The sequence below is a fragment of the Streptomyces sp. NPDC017520 genome (assembly GCF_044329855.1).
Taxonomy (GTDB): domain Bacteria; phylum Actinomycetota; class Actinomycetes; order Streptomycetales; family Streptomycetaceae; genus Streptomyces.
This window is the reverse complement of the sequence record NZ_JBIRKB010000011.1, coordinates 161952-187870: the sequence shown is the minus strand read 5'-3', so window position 1 is coordinate 187870 and position 25919 is coordinate 161952. Positions and strand designations below refer to the sequence as shown.

The 25919-nt window shown below is 70.6% G+C and carries 21 protein-coding genes and 1 tRNA gene; 7 read left to right on the top strand and 15 right to left on the bottom strand.

Features of this window, described 5'->3' with window-relative positions; all coding sequences use genetic code 11:
* Positions 1 to 30: 30 nt before the first annotated feature.
* From pglW to galU, 8 genes are all read right to left on the bottom strand, one after another.
* Positions 31 to 4449 carry a BREX system serine/threonine kinase PglW gene (gene pglW, locus ACH4KB_RS25980; protein WP_398068297.1) on the bottom strand — a complete coding sequence of 1473 codons (4419 nt, stop codon included), beginning with the start codon at positions 4447 to 4449 and terminating at the stop codon, positions 31 to 33.
* A 382-nt stretch (positions 4450 to 4831) separates the two neighbouring features.
* Positions 4832 to 4905, bottom strand: a tRNA-Ala gene (locus tag ACH4KB_RS25975).
* Positions 4906 to 5003: 98 nt separating this feature from the next.
* A complete protein-coding gene (gene glpR, locus ACH4KB_RS25970; RefSeq protein WP_398068296.1) occupies positions 5004 to 6188 on the bottom strand; it encodes a gephyrin-like molybdotransferase receptor GlpR in 1185 nt (394 codons plus the stop codon).
* Between the two features lie 162 nt (positions 6189 to 6350).
* Positions 6351 to 6974, bottom strand: a complete 624-nt coding sequence (locus tag ACH4KB_RS25965) for a GNAT family N-acetyltransferase (protein ID WP_398068295.1) — start codon at positions 6972 to 6974, stop codon at positions 6351 to 6353.
* Positions 6975 to 6991: 17 nt separating this feature from the next.
* Positions 6992 to 7435, bottom strand: a complete 444-nt coding sequence (locus ACH4KB_RS25960) for a molybdenum cofactor biosynthesis protein B (RefSeq protein ID WP_306472950.1) — start codon at positions 7433 to 7435, stop codon at positions 6992 to 6994.
* A 227-nt stretch (positions 7436 to 7662) separates the two neighbouring features.
* A complete protein-coding gene (gene moaC, locus ACH4KB_RS25955; protein ID WP_361879765.1) occupies positions 7663 to 8163 on the bottom strand; it encodes a cyclic pyranopterin monophosphate synthase MoaC in 501 nt (166 codons plus the stop codon).
* 102 nt (positions 8164 to 8265) lie between these two features.
* Positions 8266 to 9576 carry a gephyrin-like molybdotransferase Glp gene (gene glp / locus ACH4KB_RS25950; protein ID WP_398068294.1) on the bottom strand — a complete coding sequence of 437 codons (1311 nt, stop codon included), beginning with the start codon at positions 9574 to 9576 and terminating at the stop codon, positions 8266 to 8268.
* A gap of 4 nt (positions 9577 to 9580) precedes the next feature.
* Positions 9581 to 10483, bottom strand: a complete 903-nt coding sequence (gene galU / locus ACH4KB_RS25945; RefSeq protein ID WP_398068293.1) for a UTP--glucose-1-phosphate uridylyltransferase GalU — start codon at positions 10481 to 10483, stop codon at positions 9581 to 9583.
* A 93-nt stretch (positions 10484 to 10576) separates the two neighbouring features.
* On the opposite strand from galU, the gene ACH4KB_RS25940 reads away from it, so the two are divergent.
* Positions 10577 to 11188 carry a 5-formyltetrahydrofolate cyclo-ligase gene (locus tag ACH4KB_RS25940; protein WP_398068292.1) on the top strand — a complete coding sequence of 204 codons (612 nt, stop codon included), beginning with the start codon at positions 10577 to 10579 and terminating at the stop codon, positions 11186 to 11188.
* A gap of 2 nt (positions 11189 to 11190) precedes the next feature.
* Here the strand turns inward: ACH4KB_RS25940 and ACH4KB_RS25935 are convergent, their stop codons facing one another.
* On the bottom strand, positions 11191 to 13935 hold the full coding sequence (locus tag ACH4KB_RS25935; protein ID WP_398068291.1) for a penicillin acylase family protein: 2745 nt from the start codon (positions 13933 to 13935) through the stop codon (positions 11191 to 11193).
* A gap of 277 nt (positions 13936 to 14212) precedes the next feature.
* Here ACH4KB_RS25935 and ACH4KB_RS25930 point away from each other — a divergent pair, with 277 nt between their 5' ends.
* From ACH4KB_RS25930 to ACH4KB_RS25905, 6 genes are all read left to right on the top strand, one after another.
* Positions 14213 to 15847, top strand: a complete 1635-nt coding sequence (locus ACH4KB_RS25930) for a potassium/proton antiporter (RefSeq protein WP_398068290.1) — start codon at positions 14213 to 14215, stop codon at positions 15845 to 15847.
* A 359-nt stretch (positions 15848 to 16206) separates the two neighbouring features.
* Positions 16207 to 17487, top strand: a complete 1281-nt coding sequence (locus tag ACH4KB_RS25925; RefSeq protein ID WP_398068289.1) for an MFS transporter — start codon at positions 16207 to 16209, stop codon at positions 17485 to 17487.
* A gap of 66 nt (positions 17488 to 17553) precedes the next feature.
* Entirely contained in the window at positions 17554 to 17907 is a 354-nt protein-coding gene (locus ACH4KB_RS25920) for an FmdB family zinc ribbon protein (protein ID WP_398068288.1), read from the top strand.
* A 102-nt stretch (positions 17908 to 18009) separates the two neighbouring features.
* On the top strand, positions 18010 to 18894 hold the full coding sequence (locus ACH4KB_RS25915) for an S-methyl-5'-thioadenosine phosphorylase (protein WP_398068287.1): 885 nt from the start codon (positions 18010 to 18012) through the stop codon (positions 18892 to 18894).
* Positions 18895 to 19211: 317 nt separating this feature from the next.
* Positions 19212 to 19799 carry a hypothetical protein gene (locus ACH4KB_RS25910; protein ID WP_398068286.1) on the top strand — a complete coding sequence of 196 codons (588 nt, stop codon included), beginning with the start codon at positions 19212 to 19214 and terminating at the stop codon, positions 19797 to 19799.
* Between the two features lie 113 nt (positions 19800 to 19912).
* Positions 19913 to 20458 carry an MscL family protein gene (locus ACH4KB_RS25905; protein WP_398068285.1) on the top strand — a complete coding sequence of 182 codons (546 nt, stop codon included), beginning with the start codon at positions 19913 to 19915 and terminating at the stop codon, positions 20456 to 20458.
* A gap of 16 nt (positions 20459 to 20474) precedes the next feature.
* Here ACH4KB_RS25905 and ACH4KB_RS25900 read toward each other — a convergent pair whose 3' ends face one another.
* From ACH4KB_RS25900 to ACH4KB_RS25875, 6 genes are all read right to left on the bottom strand, one after another.
* Positions 20475 to 20699 (bottom strand): hypothetical protein, encoded by a 225-nt coding sequence (locus ACH4KB_RS25900; protein WP_018961118.1) that lies wholly within the window; start codon positions 20697 to 20699, stop codon positions 20475 to 20477.
* 61 nt (positions 20700 to 20760) lie between these two features.
* Positions 20761 to 21156, bottom strand: a complete 396-nt coding sequence (locus ACH4KB_RS25895; protein WP_398068284.1) for a hypothetical protein — start codon at positions 21154 to 21156, stop codon at positions 20761 to 20763.
* On the bottom strand, positions 21153 to 21860 hold the full coding sequence (locus tag ACH4KB_RS25890; protein ID WP_398068283.1) for a ubiquinol-cytochrome c reductase iron-sulfur subunit: 708 nt from the start codon (positions 21858 to 21860) through the stop codon (positions 21153 to 21155). Before ACH4KB_RS25890 ends, ACH4KB_RS25895 begins: the two co-directional genes overlap by 4 nt.
* Positions 21857 to 22459: a 4Fe-4S dicluster domain-containing protein gene (locus tag ACH4KB_RS25885; RefSeq protein ID WP_007452552.1), complete on the bottom strand. Its 603-nt coding sequence runs from the start codon at positions 22457 to 22459 to the stop codon at positions 21857 to 21859. Before ACH4KB_RS25885 ends, ACH4KB_RS25890 begins: the two co-directional genes overlap by 4 nt.
* 6 nt (positions 22460 to 22465) lie before the next feature.
* Complete coding sequence (locus tag ACH4KB_RS25880; protein WP_398068282.1) at positions 22466 to 24793, bottom strand: molybdopterin oxidoreductase family protein; 2328 nt, start codon at positions 24791 to 24793, stop codon at positions 22466 to 22468.
* Entirely contained in the window at positions 24790 to 25899 is a 1110-nt protein-coding gene (locus tag ACH4KB_RS25875; protein WP_398068281.1) for an MFS transporter, read from the bottom strand. The genes ACH4KB_RS25880 and ACH4KB_RS25875 overlap by 4 nt, the downstream gene beginning before the upstream one ends.
* Positions 25900 to 25919: the final 20 nt, after the last annotated feature.

Below are 25919 nucleotides of genomic sequence, written 5' to 3'. Positions count from 1 at the left end.
GAGACTCAAACCACTACCCCGGGGGGCGTATTACCCCGTCGTCTCCCAGGTCCCGGACTTCAGTTCCTTCAGGAACAGACCATCGAGCACCACCCACCCGGTAGCCCGGTCCACCACATCCACCGTACGGCCGTCCAGGGCCGGCGAGGCCTCAGGGTCTTCCATCGGCACGAGCAGCCACAGCCCATGCGGGGCCACGGCCGGGCGCCCGGCGGCATTCTGCAAGGCGACCAGCAGCTCCCGCCCCCCCGCCTCCCAGTAACGGGCCACCAGCCCTGCCCGGTGAACGAGCAGCACCGTACGCGGATCGGAAGCCGCCGCCAGCTCCGCGACACGGGACACGACGCGCTCCATCGCCAAGCGTGCGTAGGAAGCGAGGCCGGCACCGATACTCCCGGAGGCGGCATACACCGCGTCAGCTTTCAGCAGTGCCTCCCAGGGCACCCGCTGTTCCTGGGCCAGCTCCCGGAGCGTCGTCAGGAGGAGATCGTCCAGAGCGAGCGGCGTCACGTCGAAGCGCTCCGCCAACCGATCCGCCACGCCGGGAAGTTCCGGCCCCTTGACCGTGAGGGCGACGAAACCGCCCAGCCTGCGAGCCGCCTGAAGGCGCGCCGCCCGGACCCGGCGCGGATCGCGACCGAGCGCCAGCTCGCTCTGCGCATCCTCGATCAGGGTCCGGGTGCTGGCCAAGGCGGACACCGTGTGCTCGGTGTGCCAGGTGACGATTTCCCTGGCGCGCGGCAGGAACCGCTTGCGCTGCTGATCATGCGCGAGCGGGAATCCGGCTTTGCCCAGGGCCTCCTCCAGCTCCACGTACGTGGTGTCGGCGAGCGCCGTCAGCGCGGGGAAGCGGGCACGCACCCGGGCCAGCAGGTCGTCGGTGCCGATCCCCACGTCGGCCCGCACTCCTGCGGCAGCCTGAGAGATCCGCAGCGCCTGGACAAGACCGAGGTCCCGTGCGTAGAGCTCAAGTCGCGGAGAGACCCCGACACCACGTGCCATGGCGGCGGCCAGGTCCACCAGCCGGGTGTCGGCCAGCGGGATCATGCCATCGGGGGCGCCGACCGCACGGAGCTCCCTCAGCACCGTCACCCTGCCGGGCAACGGGTCCCGGTCAGCGATACCGGCTGCCACGACTCCCAGCGCTGCCGCGTAGTCGGCGAGTTCGGCCGGTGTCGGCTCGTCCGCGCCCGGCTGGTCCTCCAGCGCCAGCAGCACGCGGCCGTCCCGCCGCAGCATGGCCAGCCGTGCCGGGGCCACGGCCCCGGAGTCCTCGTCCCTCTTCCGGGCCTCCGTGTCCACCGCAGCACGGACCACGGCCAGCGCCCGGGCCGGTGTGTCAGCCGCTTCACCATCACCCGCTCCATGGCGGACACGCAGCTCGTCCGCCAGCTCCGCAGCGGTCATCACTCGGCCCTGCTCGGCGAGTATCGCTACCAGTTCGTCCCGGATCCGGTCCATCCACAGCAGGTCCGCCCACCGCTCGACCGCGGCGATCTGGTGTGTGGAGACCGTGTTCTGGCTGATCCCGAGCGCCTTGGCGATGGCGGTCTGGGCCGGCCAGTCACCCAAGTCGGCGCCGCCCGGAAGCTGAAGGGTGGCGCGTACGACATCGGGGCGCGGCTTCGTACGACGTCCCTGCCCCTCCGGGGGCATGAGCCGCGCGGCAAGCGTCTCCACCGATTCCAGCGCGTCCTCGGGAGCATCCAGCGCGATCGTCGGCGGTTTACGCGGCTCGGGTCGCTCCCGCAGATCATGCGACCACTGACGGTGGCGGCGGTTGAGCTCCTTGCGGATGGCGTTCCCGGCACCGCGCGCCCGGGAAATCGTGTGCGGAGGGACATCGAGCAGTGCCCCGACCGTCGAGGCGCCGAGTGAAGCAGCCACAGAAACGGCACGCGGCGACAGTCCCGCCGCCTCCAGCGGCGTTCGCAGATCGGCGACCGCCGCAGCCTGTTCACGGGCATCCTCAATGTCCTCGGTGGTCATCCCGACCGTGGCCGGCGTGGTCGCCGGACGTGCCGAATCGGCCGTACGGAACAGTCGGCGCCATGCCTCCTGCATATCGCGCAGGGTGTCGTAACGCTGCTCGGAGTCACGGTGCAGCGCCCGCTCGAAGAAGTCGGTCAGCCCCTCACTCAGCGCTTGGTCGAACAGCTCTCCAGCGACGTACAGCTTCGCTTTCGGAACAGTCAGCGGGTCGATGGAACCGTCGCCCCACACCGGGCGCTCCCCGGAAGCCATCTCGTGCAACGTGACCGCGGCGGCATACCACTCGGCATGATCGTCGTAGCGCGCGCGGCGGCTCCCACCCAGAAACGGATCGAGATAGCCACGGGTACCCGCCTGGACATCCCGGTCCGGCACATCGGCAAGGGAGAAGTCGAACAGCATCAGCTGCCAGGAGCCGTCGCTGCGCCGGAAGAGCCCCAGGTTGTCCGGCTTGATGTCACGGTGGCGCACCCCCCGGGCGGCGAGGGCGTCCAAGGCCGCGAAGAGGTCGTTGCCGAAACGCTCCAGTTGGTCGTAGCCCAGCCGGCCTTCACCGCGCAGCCGCGAACCGAGGCTGACCGGGTCGCGGTCGGCGGAAGGGCGGAAGCCTCCCGCGTACTCGATCTCCAGCACCGTGCGTCCGCCGAGCTCCCGGGGGTCCGCGAGCAGCTTGACGATCTGTCCGCCGCCGACCTCCTTGAGCGCGGCAGCCTCCGCGTAGAGGCGGGCGTCCTTCTCGTGGTCGAGGGCGACCTTGAAGACCCGCGGGTAGTCTGCTTGGGCCTCGGGACCGTCACCGGCCCGGCGCACGAGCAGCGCACGAGCCGTGGCTCCGGTACCGAGAACCCTCGTAACCGTCCAGCTCCCGTCCAACGGCTGCCCGGGCTGCACTGTCAGCGGATCCGCGACCGGTGCACCGACCGGGTCCGGCGTCGCCGCATCGATCTCGGCCTCGTCCAGAAGGCGCAGGAACTCCTCTGCCGAAACCGGCCGGTGGCGAACGTCGGCCGCGGTCGCCTGGTAGACCAGATCATCGAGGGCGGTGGACACCCCGTCAGCGACCGCGTAAGGGTGCAGTCCGCCCTCTCCTGCCAACCGGTCCACCAGAGCGCTGCGCCGCTCGGCAGGAGGACGCCCGGTCAGCAGCAGATACGCCAGACTGCCCAGCCCGAACACGTCGAGATCCACCGGGTCGGCGAACTCCTGGCCTGACTCGGGGGCGAGGTAGACCTGCGCGACATCCGCGATCAATCCGGAGTCCAGCGGACTGTCACCGAGAGAACGGTGCAACGTCGTCCTGAAGTCACGCGCCGCCGTCTGCCAGTCAGCCACCCTGATGACCGGATCGCTGCCGTCCTCCTCGGCCGATACGTACACCGAACGGGCAGAGAGGGCACGGTGATACAAGGACCGGTTGTGCGCGTACCGCACCGCCTCCGCGAGCTGACGCACCATATCCAGCCGGTCCTTGGGCGACAGCCGGCTGCCGTACGCATCGAGGTAGGCGTCGAGGCGCAGATCCGAGGCGCGGTGACGGAACAGAATCGCCGGTCCACCCGCGTGTTCACGGATCTGCACGGCCTGCACGATGCCTCGGTGGTTGATCCCCTGCAGTACCTGGTACTCGCGACGGGCCGCCCTGTCCACCGCGTCGCGCTGCTGCGTCGACGCTGCCTGGCCGGCGAGGTAGATCCTGACCCGCCCGCTCTCCTTGACCAGCTCGTCATCGCGGGTGGCGAGCCTGTCCTCCCAGCCGGGGCCCGCGTCCAGGGCTCGCGGCTCAAGACGCCAGCCGTCGCCATAGCGCAGGTGAGCCATGGAATGGCTGACGCCGATGTGCTTCATCAACCGTTCGAGCAGAAGACCGGTCCGCTGGGTGACCCGCCAGCTCTCACGCTCGGGCGGCAAGCTCAGCAGGCCGTCCCAGACCCCTGGGAGCCCGCTGCAGCCGTCGTTGCGCCCGTACACGGCTGCGCGTTGGAACTCATCGAGCTCGCTCACCAGATCCGGGGCGTGCAGGAAAACCGCCGGCTTGATGAACGGAACGTGGCGCGGGTCCTCGTTCAGCGCACGCGCCGCGCGAGTGAGCTGTTCCTTCAGCTCCTTGGCCTTGAGATCGGTGAGATGCAGCGGGTTTCTGAGCGTGCGTACCCGCTCGTCGTGGAACTGCCAGGTGTCACCGTGGTTCACCACCCTTCCTGGGTGGCCCTTCAGCTCCAGCAGATACAGACCTCCCGGCACGGCGATCAGCAGGTCACACTCGTTGACCCGACCCGAGGCGCCGGTGAACTGAAACGTGGCCCACGCCCGGTGGGGCTCGACCTGCGGCATCAGCTCGCGTACATGTTCCAGTCCCTCCTGCTCCCACCGGAACCCGGAACGGCGCGGCTGGAACCAGCGCTCTCGGCGCGGCGGAGGGCCCGGCTTCGGAGCGGAAGGCCGCTCGGCTGGCGTCACCGGGGGACCTCCAAGAGGGTCGACGTCGGCAAGATGAACACAGGAAGAAAGGCAGTTCGGCGAGAGCGACGGAGCTCCTGCCACCTGTCATTGTGGCCTCGTCACCGGACAATCGCACTGCCCTTACCCGGTGCCCCGACCGCATCTTAATAGGCAGTTGCCTGCGGCCCGGATTCCGCGCGAGACCCGCTTCCCCTCCCCATCGCCCGGCACGGTGGACGTCCGGGCCCCACTCGCATCCAGGGGTGCCGGAGCACAGCTGATGCCTGTTCACCCGACCGACCGATCTACTGGGAAACAATGAATGCCCGCCCGGTCATGATGACCGGGCGGGCATTCGTCAACCGTCCACGTACTCAACCGTCAACGGCTTGCTGCGCTGTGGACCTGTGGGGATTTGAACCCCAGACCCCCTCGATGCGAACGAGGTGCGCTACCAGACTGCGCCACAGGCCCTTGCGACGTGTGAAACTCTAGCACCCCCACAGGGGTGCTTGGAAATCCGTTCCTCCGCTGGTCAGCGGTGTCGGGATTTCCGAGCTCCACCCGCCGCCTCACTCGTTGGCCGCACGCGGCCGGTCCTCGTCGTCGTACTGGTCGAAGAGCGGCGTCCGGCCCCGGTCGCGGTTGCGGCGGGACGGGTTCGTGCGCTGCCGCGGGGCCGGGTCGACCGCGGGGATCGTCGGATGCGACGTGCCCGTCTGGGTGGGCTCGACGGTGCTGGAGCGGGCCGCGCTCCAGGTCTCCGGGTCGTTGACCTCCACGCCTCCCGTGGCCCGGGGGGCGACGGGAGCGGTGACATAGGTGGGCAGCGGTACGGGAACGGGCTCCCAGCTGTCGCCCTGGACGCGACCGCGCTCGCGCTGCTGGTCCACCCACTCCGCGTGATCCGTCTGCTCGACGAGGGCGCGGCGGCCGGCCTCCTGGGGGGAGACCGTGGGCGTCGGCTCCGGCTCCCGGTGGTGGGCCTCGGAGTCGTCGTCGGGTTCGGCGGGGGCGGGGGCCGCGGGCTGGTGCTTGCGGGGGCGGTTCTCGCGCAGCCGCTGTGCCGCGACCTCGGCCCGGCGGCGGTCCATGGTGAAGGCGAACCGCCGGCGCTCCTGGGCGCGCAGATGCACGATGTACGTGCTCAGCAGCACGGCAGGCACGGCGGGCGCCCACAGGAAGCCGAGGCCGCCGACCGCCGCGACGACCGCCCCGAGGGTGAAGGCCAGGAAGAGGACGACGGTGGTCCGCCTGCGCCGCGCCAGGACCTGGGAGCGCTGGGCACGCCGGGCCCGCTCGGCGTCGGCCCCGTCGGAGCGCGGGCGTCGCCGGGCGAGGGGCACGTGGTCCGCGGGGCGCTCGTCGGACCGGCGCTGGTGCGCCTGACGGTCGCGCGCCGGGCGGTCGGACGCCTGGTGGTCCGGGGCACGCTCGGAAGCGTGCGCCGGGTCGGTCAGCCTGGCTTCCGTGTGCGCCGGAGGCGCGGCAAAGGCCCGGACGTCCACGGATTCCATACGATCCGTTTCCCGGTCCGGGTCGACGTCGGGCGTCGCCTCCTCGGCGGTGCGCTCCCGCAGCTCCTTGGCATACCGGCGCTCCATCGCCGCCCGACCGGACAGCAGCCGGATGGCGGTGCTGAAGCGTTCCGTCGGACGGGCTTCGTTGAGCTCGTCCTGCCTGCGGAGCCACATCGGTACCAAGTAGGCGGCCCAGGCCCCGACGATGACTGCGTAGATGAGGCCGCTGCTGCTCACGCTCACACCGTAGAGGGGTTTGCGCGGAAGGATCCGCCAATTGGCCCGGTGTGTCGCACGATCCGGCCGATATCCCGGACTTTTTTTGTGATGGTTCGGATCAACAGCCGCCGATAGCCCGACCCAAAGCGGTCATCAGGCGATCATATTCGAACATTTATTTTATTTCGCCGGTCGGTCCGGGCCTCTCGGCGTCACCGGGCGCGACCGGCGCCAGCGCCGGAGCATTCCCTCGGGCACTTCCTCGGCGGTGAGGGCGAAGATCAGGTGGTCACGCCAGTCGCCGTCGATGTGGAGATAGCGCGGGCGCACGCCCTCCGAACGGAATCCAAGTTTCTCCACCACCCTGCGGCTGGGGCCGTTCTCCGGGCGAATGCAGACCTCGATGCGGTGCAGGCCCACGGCGCGGAAGCAGTGGTCCACCGCGAGGGCCACGGCCGTCGGCATGACCCCGCGCCCGGCGACGCTCTGATCGACCCAGTAACCGATGTGCCCGGAACACATCGAGCCCCAGGTGATCCCCGCGACCGTGAGCTGGCCGACCAGCCGGCCCTCGTACTCGATGGCGAACGGGAGCATCCGCCCGGCGTTGGCCTCGGCGCGCAGGTGGCGGACCATCTGCCGGTACGTGGGGCGCTGCGCCATCGGACCGCCGGGGGCGGGCGGCGGGACCGTCGCCTCCCAGGGGCGCAGCCAGTCACGGTTGCGCCGGTTGACCTCGCGCCACGCCCGCTGGTCACGCATCCTTATCGGGCGCAGGACGATCTCGCCGTCGGTCAGCGTCACCGGCCAGGTCGCGATGTTCAGCTCGGGCTCCCCGGTCGGGGATGGTCGCCGCCGCGGAGCTGATCGACGGCGTGCACCAGGAGCCGGCCGAGGACCGCCAGCCCGTCCTTCACCCCTCCGGTGGAGCCGGGGAGGTTGACGATCAGGGTGCGGGAGGCCACACCCGCGAGGCCCCGGGAGAGGGCGGCGGTCGGGACCTTGGCCAGTCCCTCGGCCCGGATCGCCTCCGGGATGCCGGGGATCTCGTGGTCGAGGACGCGACGGGTGGCCTCGGGCGTGGCATCGGTGGGCGAGATGCCCGTACCACCGGTGGTGACGATCACGTCGTACCCGGCGGCGACGCCCGCGCGCAGGGCCGCCTCGACCGGATCGCCGTCGGGGACGACCTGCGGGCCGTCGACCGTGAAGCCGAGGCCGGTCAGCGCTTCGGCGATCAGCGGGCCGCCCCGGTCCGCGTACACCCCGGCGGATGCGCGGTTGGAGGCGGTGACGACGAGAGCGGTGAGCGGGGAGGGCGGCTCGACGCCGGCGGGCTCGGCCCTCCGCCGCTCGCGGCCGGAGGCGCCCGGTGCGATCGGCCCCTGCTCGTGGCCAGGGACACCCGGTGCGATCGCCCCCTGCTCGTGGCCGGAGGCACCCGTCCCGGCCGTCCGCCGCTCGTGGCCGGAGGCTCCGGGCCCGGGCGGCATCACGCGTCCGGTCCTTGCGGGGCGGTGCGCCGGTAGTCGCCGGACTTGCCGCCCGACTTCGCCTCGACCCGTACGTCGGTGATGACCGCGCTCTTGTCGACGGCCTTGATCATGTCGATCACCGTGAGGGCCGCCACCGAGACCGCGGTGAGGGCCTCCATCTCGACGCCCGTGCGGTCCGTCGTCTTCACGGTGGCCGTGATCTCCACCGCGTCGTCGGCCACGCTCAGATCGACCTTCACGCCGGAGACGGCCAGCGGATGGCAGAGCGGGATCAGGTCCGGGGTGCGCTTGGCCCCCATGATCCCGGCGATCCGCGCGGTGGCGAGGGCGTCGCCCTTGGGGACTCCCTCGCCGCGCAGCAGCTCGATCACGCGCGGCGAGACGAGCACCCGGCCGGCGGCGCGGGCGACGCGGGTGGTCACATCCTTCTCCGACACGTCGACCATGCGGGCCGCGCCCGCCTCGTCGATGTGCGTCAGCCTGTTCTGCGTACTCAACTCACTCCGCCTAGCGGTAGGGGCGCCGGTTTCGCCTCGGGGAACCGGAGGGGGTCCCCCGGAAGGCACGGCGGCAGATACCGTACCGCCACCGGGCGGCGGTCAGCCGAGCAGGATCACGTCCGTCTCCGTGCCGGGCTCGACCGAGGTGACGTCCTCCGGTACCACGATCAGCACGTCCGCCTGCGCGAGCGCGGCGATCAGATGCGAACCGGAACCGCCGACCGGAGTGACCGTCCCCGCCTCGGCGTCGTGACGGCCGCGCAGGAACTGGCGGCGGCCGTCCGGTGACGTGAGCGCCTTGTCGGCGCTCAGCCGGGCGCGGGCCGTCGGGCGGTGCACGTCGGTGAGGCCCATCAGGGCACGGATGGCGGGGCGGACGAACAACTCGAAGGAGACATAGGCGGAGACCGGGTTGCCCGGCAGGGCCAGCAGCGGGGTGTGGTCCGGGCCGATCGAGCCGAAGCCCTGCGGCTTGCCGGGCTGCATGGCGAGCTTGCGGAACTCGACCCCGCCGCCCGGCTCGTCCTCGTCCCCGACGGAGGACAGCGCCTCCTTGACCACGTCGTACGCGCCGACGCTGACCCCGCCCGTGGTAACGACGATGTCCGCGCGGATCAGCTGGTCCTCGATGGTGGCGCGCAGTGTCTCGGCGTCGTCGGTCACCGCGCCGACCCGGTAGGCGATGGCTCCGGCGTCCCGGGCGGCGGCCGTCAGCGCGAAGCTGTTGGAGTCGTAGATCTGGCCCCCGGTCAGCTGCTCGCCGGGCTGGACCAGTTCGCTGCCGGTGGACAGGACGACCACGCGGGGGCGGGGCCGTACGACCACGGTGGCGCAGCCGATCGCCGCGAGCAGCCCGATCTGCGGGGGGCCGACGACCGATCCGGCGGCCAGGGCCAGATCGCCCGGCTTGACGTCGCTGCCGCGCTCGCGCACATGGGCGCCGGCCACGACCGGCCGGTGCACCCTGACCTCGCCGGTGGCGCCCTCGGGCGCGTCGCTGTGGGCGCGCATGGCGGCGGCCGGGCCCTCGCCCGTACCGCCGTCGGTCCACTCCACCGGGACCACGGCCTCCGCGCCGGCGGGCAGCGGCGCGCCCGTCATGATGCGGGCAGCCTGTCCCGGTCCCACGACCTGGTCGTCGGCGAGCCCCGCACTGCCCGCGGCGACGTCGCCGATGACGGTGAGGACCGCGGGGAACTCCTCGCTGGCGCCCTCGACATCGGCGATCCGGACCGCGTAACCGTCCATGGAGCTGTTGTCGAACGGCGGCAGGGCCACCTCCACGACGACGTCCTCGACGAGGACGCAGCCCTGCGCCTCCGGCAGCTGAAGCTCGATGGGCTCCAGCGGCCTCACCGTCGCGAGGATGTCGTCCAGGTGCTCGTCCACCGACCAGATCGTGCTGCTCACGGGGTTACATCTCCTCGGCGACGTACTTGCGCAGCCAGGTCCGGAAGTCCGGCCCCAGGTCTTCACGTTCGCACGCCAGTCTGACAATGGCGCGCAGATAGTCGCTGCGGTCGCCGGTGTCATAGCGGCGGCCCTTGAAGACGACGCCGTGCACGGGGCCGCCGATCTTCTCGTCAGCGGCGAGCAGCTGGAGCGCGTCGGTGAGCTGGATCTCGCCGCCGCGGCCCGGCTCGGTGTGTCGCAGTATGGCGAAGACCGCGGGGTCCAGGACGTACCGGCCGATGATGGCGAGGTTGCTGGGGGCGTCGGCCGGGTCCGGCTTCTCGACCAGGTCGGTGATGCGGACCACGTCGCCGTCGACGGTGGCGTCCGCGGCGGCGCAGCCGTAGAGGTGGACCTGCGAGGGCTCGACCTCCATCAGCGCGATGACACTGCCGCCCTCGCGCTCCTGGACCTCGACCATCCGGGCCAGCAGCGCGTCGCGCGGGTCGATCAGGTCGTCGCCGAGGAGCACCGCGAAGGGCTGGTCGCCCACGTGCGGGGCGGCGCAGAGCACGGCGTGCCCGAGACCGCGGGGGTCGCCCTGGCGCACGTAGTGCATGGTGGCCAGGTCGCTGGACTCCTGGACCTTGGCGAGGCGTTCGGCGTCGCCCTTGCGGGTGAGCGCGGATTCCAGCTCGTAGTTGCGGTCGAAATGGTCCTCAAGGGGACGCTTGTTGCGGCCGGTGATCATCAGCACGTCGGAGAGGCCCGCCGCCACGGCCTCCTCGACGACATACTGAATGGCCGGCTTGTCGACGACAGGCAGCATCTCTTTGGGAGTGGCCTTCGTGGCGGGCAGGAACCGGGTGCCGAGACCTGCTGCCGGAATGACGGCCTTGCTGATCCTGGGGTGCGACTGAGTCATGTGCAGACCTTAACGGCTGCACACGGCCGGAAGCTGATATTCCGGTTAACTTCGTCCTTAAATATGCCCATACGAGAATCGCGCGAGTCACCCTTGAACACCGACAAGTCCGGAAAGCCGTCCGCGAAGAGCTCCCTGCGGCGCGAACTCCTGTCCGCGCGGGCCCGCCTGACGAAGGAGGACGCCGCCCGGACGGCCGCTGTTCTTGCCGGGGCGGCCCTGAGCCTCCCCGAACTGGCCGACGCCCGTACGGTCGCCGCGTACGTCTCCGTGGGGCGTGAACCGGGAACCCGCGCCCTCCTGGAAGCGCTGCGCGGGCGTGGCGTCCGGGTGCTGCTGCCGGTCCTCCTGGCCGACAACGACCTGGACTGGGCGGCCTACGAGGGCCCGGAGCACCTGCTCCCGGCCGGACGGGGGCTCCTTGAGCCGGACGGCCCGCGCCTGGGCCCCGGCGCCGTGCTGGAGGCCGAGGCGGTGCTGCTGCCCGGCCTCGCGGTGGACGGGGCCGGGATGCGGCTGGGGCGGGGCGGCGGCAGCTACGACCGGGTGCTGGCCCGGCTGACGGCCGCCGGGGCGCACCCTTCGCTCGTGGTGCTCCTGTACGACGACGAGGTGGTCGCGCGGGTCCCCTCGGAACCGCACGACCACCCCGTGGACGCGGTGGTCACGCCGGCCGGAGCGCGGCGTTTCGTGCACCCTCGATAGACCTACGGTTTCAGCGTCAGCGTGTCGACGGTGGACGCGTCGACCGCTTCCTTCCCGAAGGACCAGTCGAGCAGTTCACCGTCGACCCACTTGTCGGTCTGGTCGGTGTAGTGCGCGTTGAACGCGTGGCCGGAGGCGCCGCTGAGGTTGATCCAGCGGGACTTGTCCCAGTCCCCCACGTTGACGACCATCCGCATGGACGGCACCCAGACGACGTCGTAGCCGCTCGCCGCGTTCCAGCCGGTGGCGTTGACGGCCGCCTCGCCGCCGCCGAGGTTCCAGGGGCCTCGGTTGAGCGCCCGCTGGAGCAGGCCGGGGCCTTCGGTGCCGAGGGTCTGGTTCTTCAGCGTCAGCCGGTGCAGGCGGCCCCAGCTCCAGGTGGAGATGTTCTTGCCGAGCTTGGCCGTCAGCTCCCAGCGGGCGTCCTCCATCGCCCGGGCGAACAGGTCGTCCCGGCTCTCCAGGGCGTCCTCGCGGCCCCGGGCGGGGGCCTTCCACCACTCGTTGTCCTGGTCGTCCACGATGTCGCGGACCACCTGGAACCAGCGGTCGCCACCGTCCGGCTGCGCGGTGTCGCCGTCGCGCTGGCCGCACTCGCGGACGAGCTTCTTCTGCTGGTCGACCGGGCCGCTGTTCTTGGCCGGCGGCACGTTGAGGCAGTCGCCCTCGACCCGCATCTCCTTGGGCAGCTTGTTGCCGAAGGCGAGCTTCAGGATGTTGCGCCAGACGCCGTTGAAGTACGCGGCGGCGGCCGAGTCGGGCTCCTGGGTGTAGTCCCAGCCCTCCAGCAGCTTCTGGGCCTCGCGGACGCTCGGGTCGGAGATGTTGATCTTCTTCAGCTCGGGCACCAGCAGTGCGGCGATCTCGCTGAAGTTGTCCATCTGCATCTTCTGCATGTCATCGGTCGAGACCTTCTCGCCACCCTTGATCTTCTGGGTCAGGAGGTCGTTGATCCGCTGACTGCGGGCGCCGTAGCCCCAGTCCTTGGTCAGGAGGTGGGGGTACTTCTTCTCGTCGATGACGGCCTGGTTGGCGGTGACGATGAAGCCGCGGTCCGGGTTGTACTCGTACGGCAGCTCGTCGAAGGGGATGTACCCCTCCCACGCGTACTCCGGGTCCCAGCCCGGCGCGGGCGCCGTGCCGTCGTAGCCCTTGGAGCGGACCGGGATCTTGCCGGGGGCCTGGTAGCCGATGTTGCCCTCGGTGTCGGCGTAGATGAGGTTCTGCGAGGGGACCTCGAAGTTCTCGGCGGCCTTCCGGAAGGTGGTGAAGTCCTTGGCCCGGTTGAGCGCGAAGACGGCGTCCATGGACTTGCCGGGCTCCAGCGCGGTCCACTTCAGCGCCACCGCGTAGCCGTCGGCCCGGTCCGGGGCCGCGTTGCTGACCGGAGCCTTCTGGCCGACCTTGTCCAGCTCCTTGCTGCGGTCGGAGACCAGGGGGCCGTTGTTCGTCTCGCGGACGGTGATCGTCCGGTCCCTGCCGCCGGCGACCTTGATGGTCTCCTCGCGGGTCTTGAAGGACTTGGTCTCGCCGTCGTACAGGTAGCCGTCGTCGGAGACCTTCTCCAGGAAGAGGTCGGTGACGTCGGCGCCCAGGTTGGTGAGGCCCCAGGCGATGTCCTGGTTGTGTCCGATGATCACACCAGGCATGCCGGAGAAGGTGTAGCCGGCCGTGTCGTACTGGCAGGTCTTGGAGAGCTCCCGGCAGTGCAGGCCCATCTGGTACCAGAGCGAGGGCAGCATCGGCGCGAGGTGCGGGTCGTTCGCGAGCAGCGCCTTGCCGGACGTCGTGTGCTTGCCGTCGACGACCCAGGAGTTCGAGCCGATGCCGTTGCCGTTGGGGCCGAGCAGCGCCGGGATCTCGTCGAGGGTGTCCGAGAGGGCGGCCATCTGCGTGTTCAGGCCCTCGGTGGCGCCCTCGGGGGTCGTGGAGCCGATGTCGTCCGTCGGGGTGGCCTCGGGGTCGAACTCCCCGGTGACCGAGGAGATCGCGCCGTTCTCGACGATCGGCTTGTTCCGCTTGTACGGGTAGCCGGGGTACAGGTCCTCGATCTGGTCCTTGTCGAGGCGGCTGGTCAGCAGCGAACGGTCGATCTCGTCCTGCATGTTGCCGCGCAGGTCCCACGCCATCGCCTTCAGCCAGGCCACCGAGTCGACCGGGGTCCACTCGCCGGGCTTGTAGTCGTTGGTCAGCCCCAGAGCCGCGTACTCGACCGAGATGTCCCGGCCTTCCTTGCCCTTCAGATACGCGTTGACGCCCTCCGCGTACGACTGGAGGTTCTTCTTGGTGCTCTCGTCCAGGACCTCGTCGTACTCCTTCTGCGCCACCTTCCGCCAGCCGAGCGTGCGCAGGAAGGAATCGGTCTCCACCTGTCCGGAACCGAACATCTCGGAGAGCCGGCCGGACGTCATGTGCCGCCGGACGTCCATTTCCCAGAAGCGGTCCTGGGCCTGGACGAAGCCTTGGGCGCGGAAGAGGTCGGCGTCGGAGTCCGCGTAGATCTGCGGGATTCCGTAGGAGTCACGTTTGACCTCGACGTCGCCGGAAAGGCCGTCGAGGGTCATCGACCCGGTGGTCTGCGGGTACGAGGCCCGCACGGTGGACACGGACCAGTACGCCCCGTATCCGACACCCGCGACGAGCGCCAGCACCAGGACGAGCACGAGCAGGCGGGCGCGTCGCCCCTTCTTCCTGCCGGGCTTCTTCGCGTCGGAAGGGCCGGAAGAGGCGGTTGTGTTGGCGGGCATCGCTGTCCTTCGAGGGGCAGGGTGGTCCTGGGAGTGCAGGAGCAACCATAGGCGCAGCGGAGAAGCCACTCGGACGCGGTATAGGGATGCATCCATTTGCGTCTTCCTCGCACGAACACTCGAAGCCGTCAAGGAGTCGTTAAAGATTAGGTAAGGTAACGAAGTAACTGGCTGCCGGAGGACGATCCGGCAGGCGCACGCAGGGAAGGAACGGACCCTGACTGTCCACGCGCTCAACGAACTCCTGCTCGTCTGCTCGCTCGTCCTGCTCGTCGCCGTGGTGGCGGTACGGGTCTCCTCGCGCAGCGGGCTCCCCAGCCTGCTCCTGTATCTCGGCATCGGGATCGCCCTGGGGCAGGACGGCATCTTCGACGTCAAGTTCGACAACGCCGAGCTGACGCAGGTCTTCGGCTACGCCGCCCTGGTCGTCATCCTGGCCGAGGGCGGACTCGGGGCGAAGTGGAAAGAAGTCAGACCCGTCCTGCCCGCGGCCGCGGTGATCTCGACCGTCGGCGTCGGCATCAGCGTGGGCATCACCGCCGCCGCCGCGCACTACCTGGTCGGCCTGGACTGGCGCCAGGCCCTCATCATCGGCGCGGTCGTCTCCTCGACCGACGCGGCGGCCGTCTTCTCCGTCCTGCGCAAGGTGCCCCTGCCGCCCCGGATCAACGGGGTCCTGGAGGCCGAGTCGGGGTTCAACGACGCTCCCGTCGTCATCCTGGTCGTCGCGTTCTCCTCGGTCGGCCCGGTCGAGCACTGGTACGTCCTGGTCGCGGAGATCGCCATGGAGCTGGCCATCGGCGCCGCGATCGGCATAGCGGTGGGCTGGCTGGGATCCCTGGGACTGCGGCACGTGGCCCTGCCCGCCTCCGGCCTCTACCCGATCGCCGTGATGGCCATCGCCGTCTCCGCGTACGCGGCGGGCGCCATGGCCCACGGCAGCGGGTTCCTCGCCGTCTACCTGGCCGCGATGATCCTCGGCAACTCCAAGCTGCCGCACTGGCCCGCCACCCGGGGCTTCGCCGACGGGCTCGGCTGGCTGGCCCAGATCGGCATGTTCGTGCTGCTCGGCCTGCTGGTCACCCCGCACGACCTGGTCGACGACTTCTGGCCCGCCATCATCGTGGGCCTGGTGCTGACCATGGTGGCGCGGCCGTTGTCGGTCTTCCTGAGCCTCGCGCCGTTCCGGCTGCCGGCCCGCGAGAAGGTCCTGATGTCCTGGGCCGGGCTGCGCGGGGCGGTGCCCATCGTCCTGGCGACCATTCCGATGGTGTCCGGGGTGGAGGGCAGTACGAGAATCTTCAACATCGTGTTCGTCCTGGTCATCGTCTACACCCTGATCCAGGGGCCGACGCTCCCCTGGGTCGCGAACAAGCTGAACATCGCCGACGATCCGGCCGAGGCCGCCGACCTGGGGATCGAGTCGGCCCCGCTGGAGCGGCTGCGCGGACACCTGCTGTCGGTCGCCATCCCCCCGAAGTCCAGGATGCACGGCGTCGAGGTCGGCGAGCTGCGGCTCCCGGCGGGCGCCGCGGTCACGCTGGTGGTCCGCGAGGGCAAGAGCTTCGTGCCGTCCCCGGCGACGGTGCTGCGGCGCGGGGACGAACTCCTGGTGGTGGCCACCGATCCGGTGCGCGACAGGGCGGAGGAACGGCTGCGGGCGGTCGGCGAGGGCGGCAAGCTGGCCGGCTGGCTGGGCACGGGTAAATCCCCCGCCGCCGGCGCGCCCGGCACGGCGGGGCCCCAGGGCGGTTCAGCCATCCCCCAGGCGATGAAGCTGGCCAAGAAGCTCGGCGGCGCCGGTGCCAACGGCAGCGAAAGTGGAAGTGGAAGTGGAAGTGGAACTGGACATGGCAGTGGAAGCGTGAACGGCAGCAGCGGCAACGGCCGGGGCACGAAGACCCGTCCCTGAGGCTGCTGCCTGGAGTCCTCCTGAGGCCCTTTGAGGTGACGACTCAGGGAATCGGCAGCGCACGCGTCGCAGATCACAGGCTGATAGGGAAGCCCTGTGCGCAATCACAGGCACACAGGGTTTCCTACCTGTACGATTAAGGGCAAACCTGATCGACCAACTCTGTCTGAAGCAGAGCTGGCGCGACCGTATGGCGGTCGTGGTGTCTCTTCGCCCGGCGTTTCTTCGCCGATTGCAGCGAGTCGCCCGGCATCTACCGCAGTTCCGCGCGAAGAGGACAGCTCTCGGCCGCTTCCGTCCGGCCCGCCCCACAAGGGCGCCGGGAAGCAGGGCCACCAGGCGGCAGAAAGGCAAGGACCGTGGCGACCACGGTCTCCGACCGCCCCGGATACGGGCAACTCCTGCGCACCCCCGGTGCGTGGACCTTCCTCCTCCCGGGCTTCGCCGCACGGCAGCCCTTCGCGATGCTCACCATCGGCATCGTCCTCCTCGTGCAGCACACGACCGGCTCGTACGGCAGCGCCGGCGCCGTCGCGGCGGTCTCCGGCGTCTCCATGGCGGTGTTCGCCCCGCAGAGCGGCAAGCTCGCCGACCGCTTCGGTCAGCGCGCCGTCCTGCTGCCCGGGGTGCTCCTCCACGCCGTCTCCGTGAGCGCCCTGACCGTACTGGCGCTGGCGGACGCGCCCCTGTGGGCGCTGTTCGTCGCCGCCGTGCCGACCGGCGCCTCCATCCCGCAGATCGGCCCCATGGTGCGGGCCCGCTGGGCGGCGATGCTGGGGGCGACCCCCGACCGGCCCGCCTCTCCGCTGATGTCCACCGCGGCCGCGTTCGAGTCGGTGACGGACGAGTTCACGTTCGTACTCGGCCCGGTGATCGCCACCGCGCTTTGCACCGGCGTGCACCCGGCGGCCGGTCTGATCACGGAAGCCGCCCTGACTCTGGTCGGCGGCCTGTTCTTCGCCGCGCAGCGCGCCACCCAGCCTGCCCCTCGCAACGCGGCCACCGCGGCCGAACCGCACGCCTCGGCGCTCTCCGTGCCGGGTGTGCGCGTCCTGGCCGTCGCCTTCCTTGGCATCGGCGCGGTCTTCGGCGGGATGCAGGTCTCACTGACCGCGTTCTCCGAGGAGATCGGCCACCCCGGGGTGAACGGTGTCCTCTACGGAGTCTTCGCGGCGGGCAACATGCTGGCCGGCATCGCCTGCGGCGCCATCGCCTGGAAGAGCAGCCCGCGCCGACGGCTGATCGTCGGGTACGTGGCGCTGACCCTCACCGCGTCCGGCCTGTGGGCCGTGCACTCGGTGCCGCTGCTGGCCGGGCTCGGCCTGCTGGTCGGCCTCTGCATCGCTCCGGCGCTGATCAGCGGCTACACCCTGGTCGACGCGCTGGTGCCCGCCTCCGCCCGCACCGAGGCCTTCACCTGGCTGACGGGCGCCGTGGCGCTCGGACAGGCCGCGGCCGTGACCGTGGCGGGGCAACTCGCCGACGCCCATGGCGCGAGCACCGGTTTCCTGGTGCCTCTGGCCGGAACCGTGCTGGCGCTGATGACCCTGCTGGCCCTGCGTTCGCGGCTGACTCCGAGGCCCTCGGGACGCACGATCGCACGTGCGATCGGTCACCGCGAGCCGGTCGCGGTGGACTGATTCAACGGAATACGTCAGTATGGACCGTCGTTAGCACTCATTGAGTGAGAGTGCCAGGAGGAGCAAGTGCCGACCTATCAGTACCAGTGCACCGAGTGCGGCGAGGGCCTCGAGGCGGTGCAGAAGTTCACCGATGATGCCCTGACCGTGTGCCCGAGCTGCGACGGACGCCTCAAGAAGGTGTTCTCCGCGGTCGGCATCGTCTTCAAGGGTTCCGGTTTCTACCGGAACGACAGCCGCGGCTCCTCGTCGAGCAGCACGCCGGCGACGACGGCCGCCAAGTCGTCCGACTCCGCGTCGTCCTCGTCGTCGGGTTCGGACACGAAGGCGGGCGCGACGACCTCGTCGTCCTCTTCGTCCGGCTCCTCCTCGTCGTCGGCCTCCGCGCCGGCCTCGTCGAGCGGTACGTCGGCCGCCTGAGCCCGCGTACGCCCCATCTGCTTTTCACCGGACCCCGCCGAGGCCACTCGGCGGGGTCCGGGCGTTCGTCCCGGGAATCGCTCCTCCCGATACGGTGACCGCATGGCGAACGCACTTGACGAATCGGGCTCCGGTACGGGTACGGCGGGTACCGGGAGTTCCGCGGAGATCGGTGTCATCGGCGGCTCGGGCTTCTACTCCTTCCTGGAGGACGTCACCGAGGTCTCCGTGGACACCCCCTACGGGAAGCCGAGCGACTCGGTCTTCCTCGGCGAGCTCGGCGGCCGGCGGGTGGCCTTCCTGCCCCGCCACGGACGCGGCCACCATCTGCCACCGCACCGCATCAACTACCGGGCCAACCTGTGGGCGCTGCGCTCCGTCGGGGTCCGGCAGGTGCTCGGCCCGTGCGCGGTGGGCGGGCTGCGGCCGGAGTACGGGCCGGGCACCCTGCTCGTCCCCGACCAGCTGGTGGACCGCACCAAGGCCCGCGTGCAGACCTTCTACGACGGTGAGACCCGGGCCGACGGAAGCGTGCCGAGCGTCGTCCACCTGGGCTTCGCCGACCCGTACTGCCCCGAGGGGCGCAGGGCCGCACTCACCGCGGCTCGCGGACGCGACTGGGAGCCGGTGGACGGCGGCACCCTGGTGGTCGTCGAGGGACCCCGCTTCTCGACCCGTGCGGAATCGCGCTGGCACGCGGCGATGGGCTGGTCGGTCGTGGGCATGACCGGGCACCCCGAAGCGGTCCTCGCCCGTGAGCTGGGCCTCTGCTACACGACGATGACCCTGGTGACCGACCTGGACGCGGGGGCCGAGGCGGGCGAGGGCGTCTCGCACGAGGAGGTGCTCCAGGTGTTCGCGGCCAACGTGGACCGGCTGCGCTCGGTGCTGTTCGACGCGGTGGCCGGGCTGCCGAAGAGCGAGAACCGCAACTGCACGTGCGCCCACGCCCTGGACGGGATCGACACGGGGATCGCTCTGCCGTAGCGGGCACCGCCGCTCGGGCAGGGCGGACCGCGCCGGAACGGGTGACGGAGTTATCCCCATTGCGAGGACTGTCCACAGGCTTCAGCGGGATCTGCGGGGGCGAGGGAAAGTGAGGGGAGTCCGGCCGGATCAACCGGTCCGGACTCCCCTTTCGCGTTCCCTTTCGCGTTCCCCTCCCCTTGCCCTCGTCCGCCCGAATCGAGGTGGCCATGTCCACGTCCCCGTCCCCGTCCCCGTCCCGGCCCCTGCCCCCGTTCCTGTCCCCGCCCTCGTCCACGCTCACATCCGTTTCCGTATCCGCTCCTGCTCCCGCGTCCATGCCTCCTCCTCTCCCGTCTCGGTCCCCTTCGCCCTCGCGGTGCCCGTCTCCGCCTCCGGCCCCGGTGCCCGCCCCGTGCGGGGTGGGGCCGTTCGGGCCCCTGCGCGTGCGGGGCGGTGGCGCGGACCGGCTGCGCCGGGTGCTGCGCCGACAGCGGCGGGCGGCGGCTGCGGGGCTCGCGCTGGCGGGTGCCGCGCTGGCCACCACCGGTCTGAGCGGTGCCGACGGAGAGGCCGGCCCGCCGGAGGCTCCGCCGGGGGCCGGCAGGTCGTCCGTGCGGCTGGTCTCCGCGCCGGTCAGGATCGCGGACCCGGAGACCGTACGGCTGCTGCGCCCCGGGGACCGGGTCGATGTGATCGCGGTCGGTGATACCGGCGACGAAGCGCGCGTGGTGGCGCGAGGGGTGCGCGTGGCGAAGGTGCCGCGCGCGCCCGCAGGGTCCGGCGGTCTCGCGGCGGACGTCTCCGGCGCCGGGGCGGGGGCCGGGGCGCTGGTGGTGTTGTCCGTGGAGCGGTCGACGGCCACGGCGCTGCTGGGCGCGGGCGTTTCGGGCCGGCTGGCCGTGGCGGTGTCCGATGCGAACTGACGTCGTATCACGTCCCCCGGGAGAAGCAGCGGGCTGGACAGTGCTGCCTTCTCCCGCCTTGGGTGGCGGAGCAGTTTGCTCCCCTCACCGCCCATGCGAAGAAAGGCTCACCTGTGAGCGAGAAGAAGGTCAGTCTGCTGGAGGGCTTCAAGGTCTTCCTGACGCGCGGCAATGTGATCGACCTCGCGGTGGCTGTCGTCATCGGGGCCGCGTTCACCAACATCGTGAACGCTGTCGTCAAGGGCGTCATCAACCCCCTGGTCGGTGCGTTCGGCACCCAGGACCTGGACAGCTACAGCTCCTGCCTCCAGGGCCCCTGCACCACGGACCCGAAGACCGGAGAGATGGACGGGATCGAGATCCTGTGGGGCTCGGTGCTCAGCGCCGCCCTCAGCTTCCTGATCACCGCTGCCGTCGTGTACTTCCTGATGGTGCTGCCGATGGCCAAGTACCTGGCCAGGCGGGCGGCCATGCAGGCCGCCAAGGAAGGCGTGCAGGAGACGATGGAGGTGAGCGAGTTGGAGGTGCTGAAGGAGATCCGCGACGCCCTCGTGGCGCAGCGCACCGGTGGCGCGCCCGGCTTCCCCGGACCGGACTCGGGCGGAGGCCCGGGGGGCGGAACGGGCGGGGCAGCCGCGGGCCCGCGCGAGGACCGGTAGTCCTCCGGGCCATCGCTCAGATGTGGTGGGGGGGCTTCTCGTCCAGGAAGCGCGCGAGGTCGGCGGCGCTGCCGCCGGAGAGAGGCCGCTCACCCCACCCCTGGTCCGTATCGTCCGCCGACTGCCGGTCCAGCGGATCGTCGAAGTCCAGAACCGGCTTGGGCTTCGGTTCCCTGTGCGGCTGCTCCTGTGGCTGCTGCTGCTTCGCATCGCGCGGGCTGGGGGCGGGGGCGGCGCTCATGTCTCCAGGGTACGGCGGCTCACCACGAGGTGTGAGCCGCCGTGGGGCCGGGCGGTGGGTGTCAGCGGTCCTTCGGGTCGATGAGCCACAGCCCGAGCACGACGAGGAACGACAGGCAGAGGAAGCCTGCCCCCCACCAGGCCGTTCCGGTGTTGCCCTCCATCCACTCGTCGATCAGGACCGTCAGTCCCCAGAGCTGGCCGATGACGACGGTCATGGCCAGGCTGAGCCGGGCGGTCAGTTTCGAGGAGCGCTCCGGCTCCTGGTCGGTGCCCGCTCCGGGGCCGGGGCCGGTGTGCCGGACGCGGGGGTCCCCGTATCCGCTGGTGGGGCGGATCTGCGGATACCGCTCGTGGACGGGCCGGTTCAGTTCGGGATCGACGCTGCCGGGGTGGTAGGTGGGGTAGTGGCTGCCGGGGGGCGGCAGCGGCTGTTCGGGGTGCGGGGCGTCGCTCATGCCCGCCTGCCCGGGTTCTCGGCGGTGACGGAGGGCTCGCGCGCACCGGCGGCCCGGGGCGGGGATTCGGCGCCGCCGCCGATGTCGGGGCAGCCGATGCGGGAGGCGAGGTCGGGGCGGTCGCCGCCGAGCTGGCGGCACAGGCCCTCCTCGACGCTCTCGCCGGAGCGGGTGGTCCCCACGGCCCAGATGCTGCCGTCGTCCTGCTCGATGACCGCGACCTTCGGCAGCCCGCGTGGTGGAGGACCCGCGGTGACCTCTCCGGACCGGGCGTCGAAGACTCCCTCGTGGCACGGGCAGTACAGCTCGCCCTCCGTGCCCCGGTCCTTGCGCCAGAGCACGGCGCAGGCGAGGTGGGTGCAGACGGCGGAGTAGCCGACGAGGGTGCCGTCGTCGAGGCGGACGGCGACGGCCCGGTCCTCCTCGCCCGGGTAGCGGAAGGCGATCGACTCGCCGGGCAGGAGTCGTCCGGCGACGCGCTTCGCCTCGGGGGCCTTGCCCTCTTCGCCGTCGCCGTGGCGGTGGAGCATGCCCGCGGCCACTCCGATGCCGCCGACGGCGAGACCGCCGGAGACGGTGGTGACGATCCGGAGGTAGTCGCGCCGGGTGGTGAGGGAGTCGGCGGCGATCCGGTCCTGGAGGGCCTCGCGCGGGTCTCCCCCGGCGGGGTGTTCCCCGCCCGGCTGCTGATCGGTGACGCTCATCGGCGGACGTCCTTCCCGTTGATCTCGACGACGGGGAGCCCGCCGGGCACCGGCCACTGGACCCGTTCGGCGGGGACGACCATGGCCACTCCGGTGCGGACCTCGGTCTCACCGAAGACGAAGGTGTCGGCGACCTGGACGCCGGGGCGCTCCGCCTGGAGCTCCTCGACGGTTCCGTAGAAGAGGGCTCCGGTCGGGCAGACGGTGGCGCACATCGGGGCGAGACCGTAGGCGGTGCGGTCGTAGCAGAGGTTGCACTTCATCTGCAGCTTCGCCTGGAGGTCGATCTTCGGTACGCCGAAGGGGCAGGCGTTGACGCAGTTGGAGCAGCCGATGCAGCGGGTGGTGTCGGCCTGCTGCACCACGCCGTCGGCGGTCACCAGGATCGCGTCGGCGGGACAGACCTCGGCGCACGGGGCGACCGGGTCCTCGCAGTGCATGCAGACGGTGGGGAGGGAGGCGACGGAGTGACCCTCGTCGGTGTAGTCGAGGTGGATCATCGATTTGCCGCGGTGCGAGTCGCACTCGCGGCAGGCGGAGACACAGGCCTGGCAGCCGATGCAGCGCCCCGGGTCGATGAAGATCGTTCTGCCCATCATGGGGCTTCAGCTCCTCTCCGAGGTGCCACGGCCCTGGGGGGCCGTGGGAGGCAGCGGGTCCGTACGGGAGACCTGGGTCTCCGGGTAGGCGACATGGCCGGGCGCGACCGGTGGGGCGGGGACCTCGTCGATCCGCTCGGCGTGCTCGATACGACAGGCGCACACCTTGTACTCGGGGATCTTGGACCGGGGGTCGAGGGCGTCGATGGTGAGGGCGTTGGCCGAGGTGGGGACGGGCCAGTGGTACGGGATGAACACCGTGTCGGGGCGGATCGCCTCGGTGACCAGGGCGGGGAAGACCTCGCTGCCGCGCCGGGTGACGACGCGGACGGGCTCGCCGTTGCGGAAGCCGTGCGAGGGGTGGACCTCGGCCCAGGGGCGTGGGGTCTGTTCGACGAGGGCGCCGAGCCTGCGGGTCTGGTTGCCAGAGAGGAAGTGGGCGACGGTGCGGCCGGTGGTGAGCGACATGGGGTGCTCGTCGTCGTACGGGTCCATCGGCGGGTGCCATTCGACGACCTGGAGGTGGATCTTCCCGTCGGGGTGGTAGGTCTTCCCGTCCTCGAAGAGACGCGGGGTGCCGGGATGGTCGGTGGTGGGGCAGGGCCAGGCGATGCCGCCGGTCTCCTCCAGGCGTTCGTAGGTGATGCCGTAGTAGTCGTTGACGGTGCCGGCGGAGGCGACGCGCAGTTCGTCGAAGACCGACCGGGAGTCGGGGAAGTCGAATTTGTCGCCGGCGCCGAGCCGTCGGGCGAGTTCGCACATCGCCCAGGTGTCGGTGCGGACGCCGGGCGGCGGGTCCTGGGCCTTGTTGTGCTTGACCACGCGGGCTTCCGCGTTGGCCATCACTCCTTCGTCCTCGGCCCAGGTGGTGACGGGGAGGACGACATGGGCGTTGGCCGCGGTCTCGGAGAGGAAGAAGTCGAATTGCGCGTGGAACTCGGTGGCGTCGTACCCCTCCTTGACCACCCGGTAGTTGGGCAGGGAGACGAAGGGGTTGTTGCAGATGCCGATGAGGCCGCGGATCTCGCGGCGCTGCATCTGCCAGACCATTTCCATCATGGAGGTCCCGGCGGGCGGGAGTTCGGACTCCTCGATGCCCCAGATCTCGCAGATCTGGCGGCGGTGCTCCTCGTTCATGATGGAGCGTCCGCCGGGGAGGAGGTCGGCCTTCTGGCCGTGCTCGCGTCCGCCCTGCCCGTTGCCCTGGCCGGTGATGGTGCCGTAGCCGGCGCCGGGTTTGCCGATGTGGCCGGTGGCGGCGCAGAGGTTGATCACGGTGAGGCAGTTCTCGACGCCCTGCGAGTGGTGCTCGATGCCCCGGGCGTGCCAGGCCATGGCCTTGGGCGCGCGGGCGAAGGTCCGGGCGACCTGGACGATCTGCTCGGCGGGGATCCCGCAGATCGCGGCGGCGCGGGAGGGCGGGTATTCGGCGGCCTTGGCCTTGACCTCCTCCCAGCCGGTGGCGTGGGCGGCGAGGTAGTTCTCGTCGGTGAGCCCTTCCGCGATGACGACGTGCAGGACGGAGGTGAAGAAGGCGGAGTCGGTACCGGGCTTGAGGGCGACGTGGATGTCGGCGGTCCGGGCGATGGCGGTCTCGCGCGGGTCGATGACGATGAGGCTGGCCCCCCGGTCCCGGGCCCCCCAGACGTACTGGGTCATCACGGGAAAGCACTCGCCGACGTTGGAGCCCGCGATGAGCAGGCAGTCGGTGAGCAGGATGTCGGAGAAGGGGTTGCCGGCCCGGTCGATGCCGAAGGCCAGCTTGTTGGCGCCCGCCGCGCTGACCATGCAGAGGCGCCCGTTGTAGTCCACGTGCCGGGTCTTGAGCGCGACCCGGGCGAACTTGCCCACCAGATAGGTCTTCTCGGAGAACAGGCTGGCCCCGCCGAGGAGCCCGAAGGCGTCGTTGCCGTGGGTCTGCTGGATGCGCTTGATCTCGGAGACGGTGAAGTCGAGCGCCTCCTCCCAGGAGACCTCGCGGAACTCCTCGTCGCGGGAGCGGCGCATCAGCGGGGCGGTCAGCCGGTCGGGGTGGTTGACCTGCTGGTAGGCGTTGATGCCCTTGGGGCAGAGCCGCATCCGGTTGATGTCGTGGTTGCGGGGTTCGACGCCGAAGACCTTGCCGCCGCGGTCCACACGCAGATACATCCCGCACTGGACACCGCAGAAGCAGCAGTGGGTCGGGACGAGCGTCTCGCCGTTCTGGTCGGCGTGCCACTGGTCGGCCGGGATGCCGCCCGCGTCCCGGAAGGCGCGGGTGCCGGGAGGGGCGAGAGAGGGGTCCAGGGGGATGAAGGTGCGGCGGTCGGCAGCAGCTCGCGGGTCTGCGGTCACTTAAAGCCCTTCTTCACGTGGGAGAGATAGGCGCTGCCGCGCAGCACCCGCTTGCAGCGCGGGCAGTATGCGGCCCAGGTGTCGAAGTCGAGCCGGAGATCACGCATGGTGCCGCGCAGGTTCTCGACGTAGGGGCCGGTGTCGATGGGCTCCTCGCAACGGCGGCAGGCGAACACCTCGTCGTCCTTGCGGCCGGTGTACTTGAACAGCTGCATACCGACCGCGGCCGGTCGCTGGACGATGTGGAAGAACTTGCCGAACGGGATGTAGATGAGGGTGAAGACGACCGACGCCATGTGCAGGATCGCGAGAAACTGGTAGCCGCCGCCGTGCAGGAAGATCGAGGAGAAGGTGAGCAGCAGCCCCGTCACGGAGATGACGATGAGCGCGATCAGCGGCACCAGGTCGTAGGCGAAGCGCTGGCCGGTGGAGGCGCCGCGGTCCCTCATACGGCGCCACAGGAAGTACGAGGCGCCGGGGATGACGAGGACGGCGGCGATGTCCAGGCCGTGGAACATCAGCCAGCCGAGCACGTTCAGCGAGTCGAATCCGAGGATCTTGAAGCCCCAGATCCGCATCTCGTAGCCGGGTCCCGATCCGGTGCCGGAAGTGAAGGTGAACCAGCCCCAGGTGAGCGGGAAGGTGATCAGCGCGGCGAGAATACAGCCCCAGAAGATCAGCTGGTGGGCGGCCCAGCGGGCGTGGGAGCGGGCGCCGAGGAACTTCTGGAAGCCCAGATAGGTCGCGATCATCTTCGGCAGGGCGGTGGGAGCCCTGCGGAAGTTGTCCAGGGAGAAGAGGCTGCGCCATCCCTGTTTGAAGAGGCGCCGGGCCCCGGGGGCGGAGATCCAGACGGTGTACCGGTAGGCGACGCCGAAAGCGAGGAAGACCGTGGCCACGGCGTAGGGGAGGAGGGCCGAGTCGAAGTTGCGGAGCATACGGCTGCCGAGCACGATCGCGAGGATCAGCAGGGCGGAGACAACCACGCCGACGAGCGTCGCCCGGGTGGTGACGGACCGGGGGCCGGTAGCGGAGGGCGACGTGGCCGAGGGGCCGTCAGGAACGTCGGGCTCGGCTGCTGCGGTGGCTTCTGAGGGCTCGGTCACCCGGCCACCGTAGGACCATG

What these genes read in the sequence shown, in the direction of transcription:
- galU (WP_398068293.1), bottom strand. Translation starts at nt 10,483, where the DNA reads ATGACTCAGTCGCACCCCAGGATCAGCAAGGCCGTCATTCCGGCAGCA.
- ACH4KB_RS25935 (WP_398068291.1), bottom strand. Translation starts at nt 13,935, where the DNA reads ATGCCCGCCAACACAACCGCCTCTTCCGGCCCTTCCGACGCGAAGAAG.
- ACH4KB_RS25915 (WP_398068287.1), top strand. Translation starts at nt 18,010, where the DNA reads ATGGCGAACGCACTTGACGAATCGGGCTCCGGTACGGGTACGGCGGGT.
- ACH4KB_RS25910 (WP_398068286.1), top strand. Translation starts at nt 19,212, where the DNA reads ATGCCTCCTCCTCTCCCGTCTCGGTCCCCTTCGCCCTCGCGGTGCCCG.
- ACH4KB_RS25900 (WP_018961118.1), bottom strand. Translation starts at nt 20,699, where the DNA reads ATGAGCGCCGCCCCCGCCCCCAGCCCGCGCGATGCGAAGCAGCAGCAG.
- ACH4KB_RS25895 (WP_398068284.1), bottom strand. Translation starts at nt 21,156, where the DNA reads ATGAGCGACGCCCCGCACCCCGAACAGCCGCTGCCGCCCCCCGGCAGC.
- ACH4KB_RS25890 (WP_398068283.1), bottom strand. Translation starts at nt 21,860, where the DNA reads ATGAGCGTCACCGATCAGCAGCCGGGCGGGGAACACCCCGCCGGGGGA.
- ACH4KB_RS25885 (WP_007452552.1), bottom strand. Translation starts at nt 22,459, where the DNA reads ATGATGGGCAGAACGATCTTCATCGACCCGGGGCGCTGCATCGGCTGC.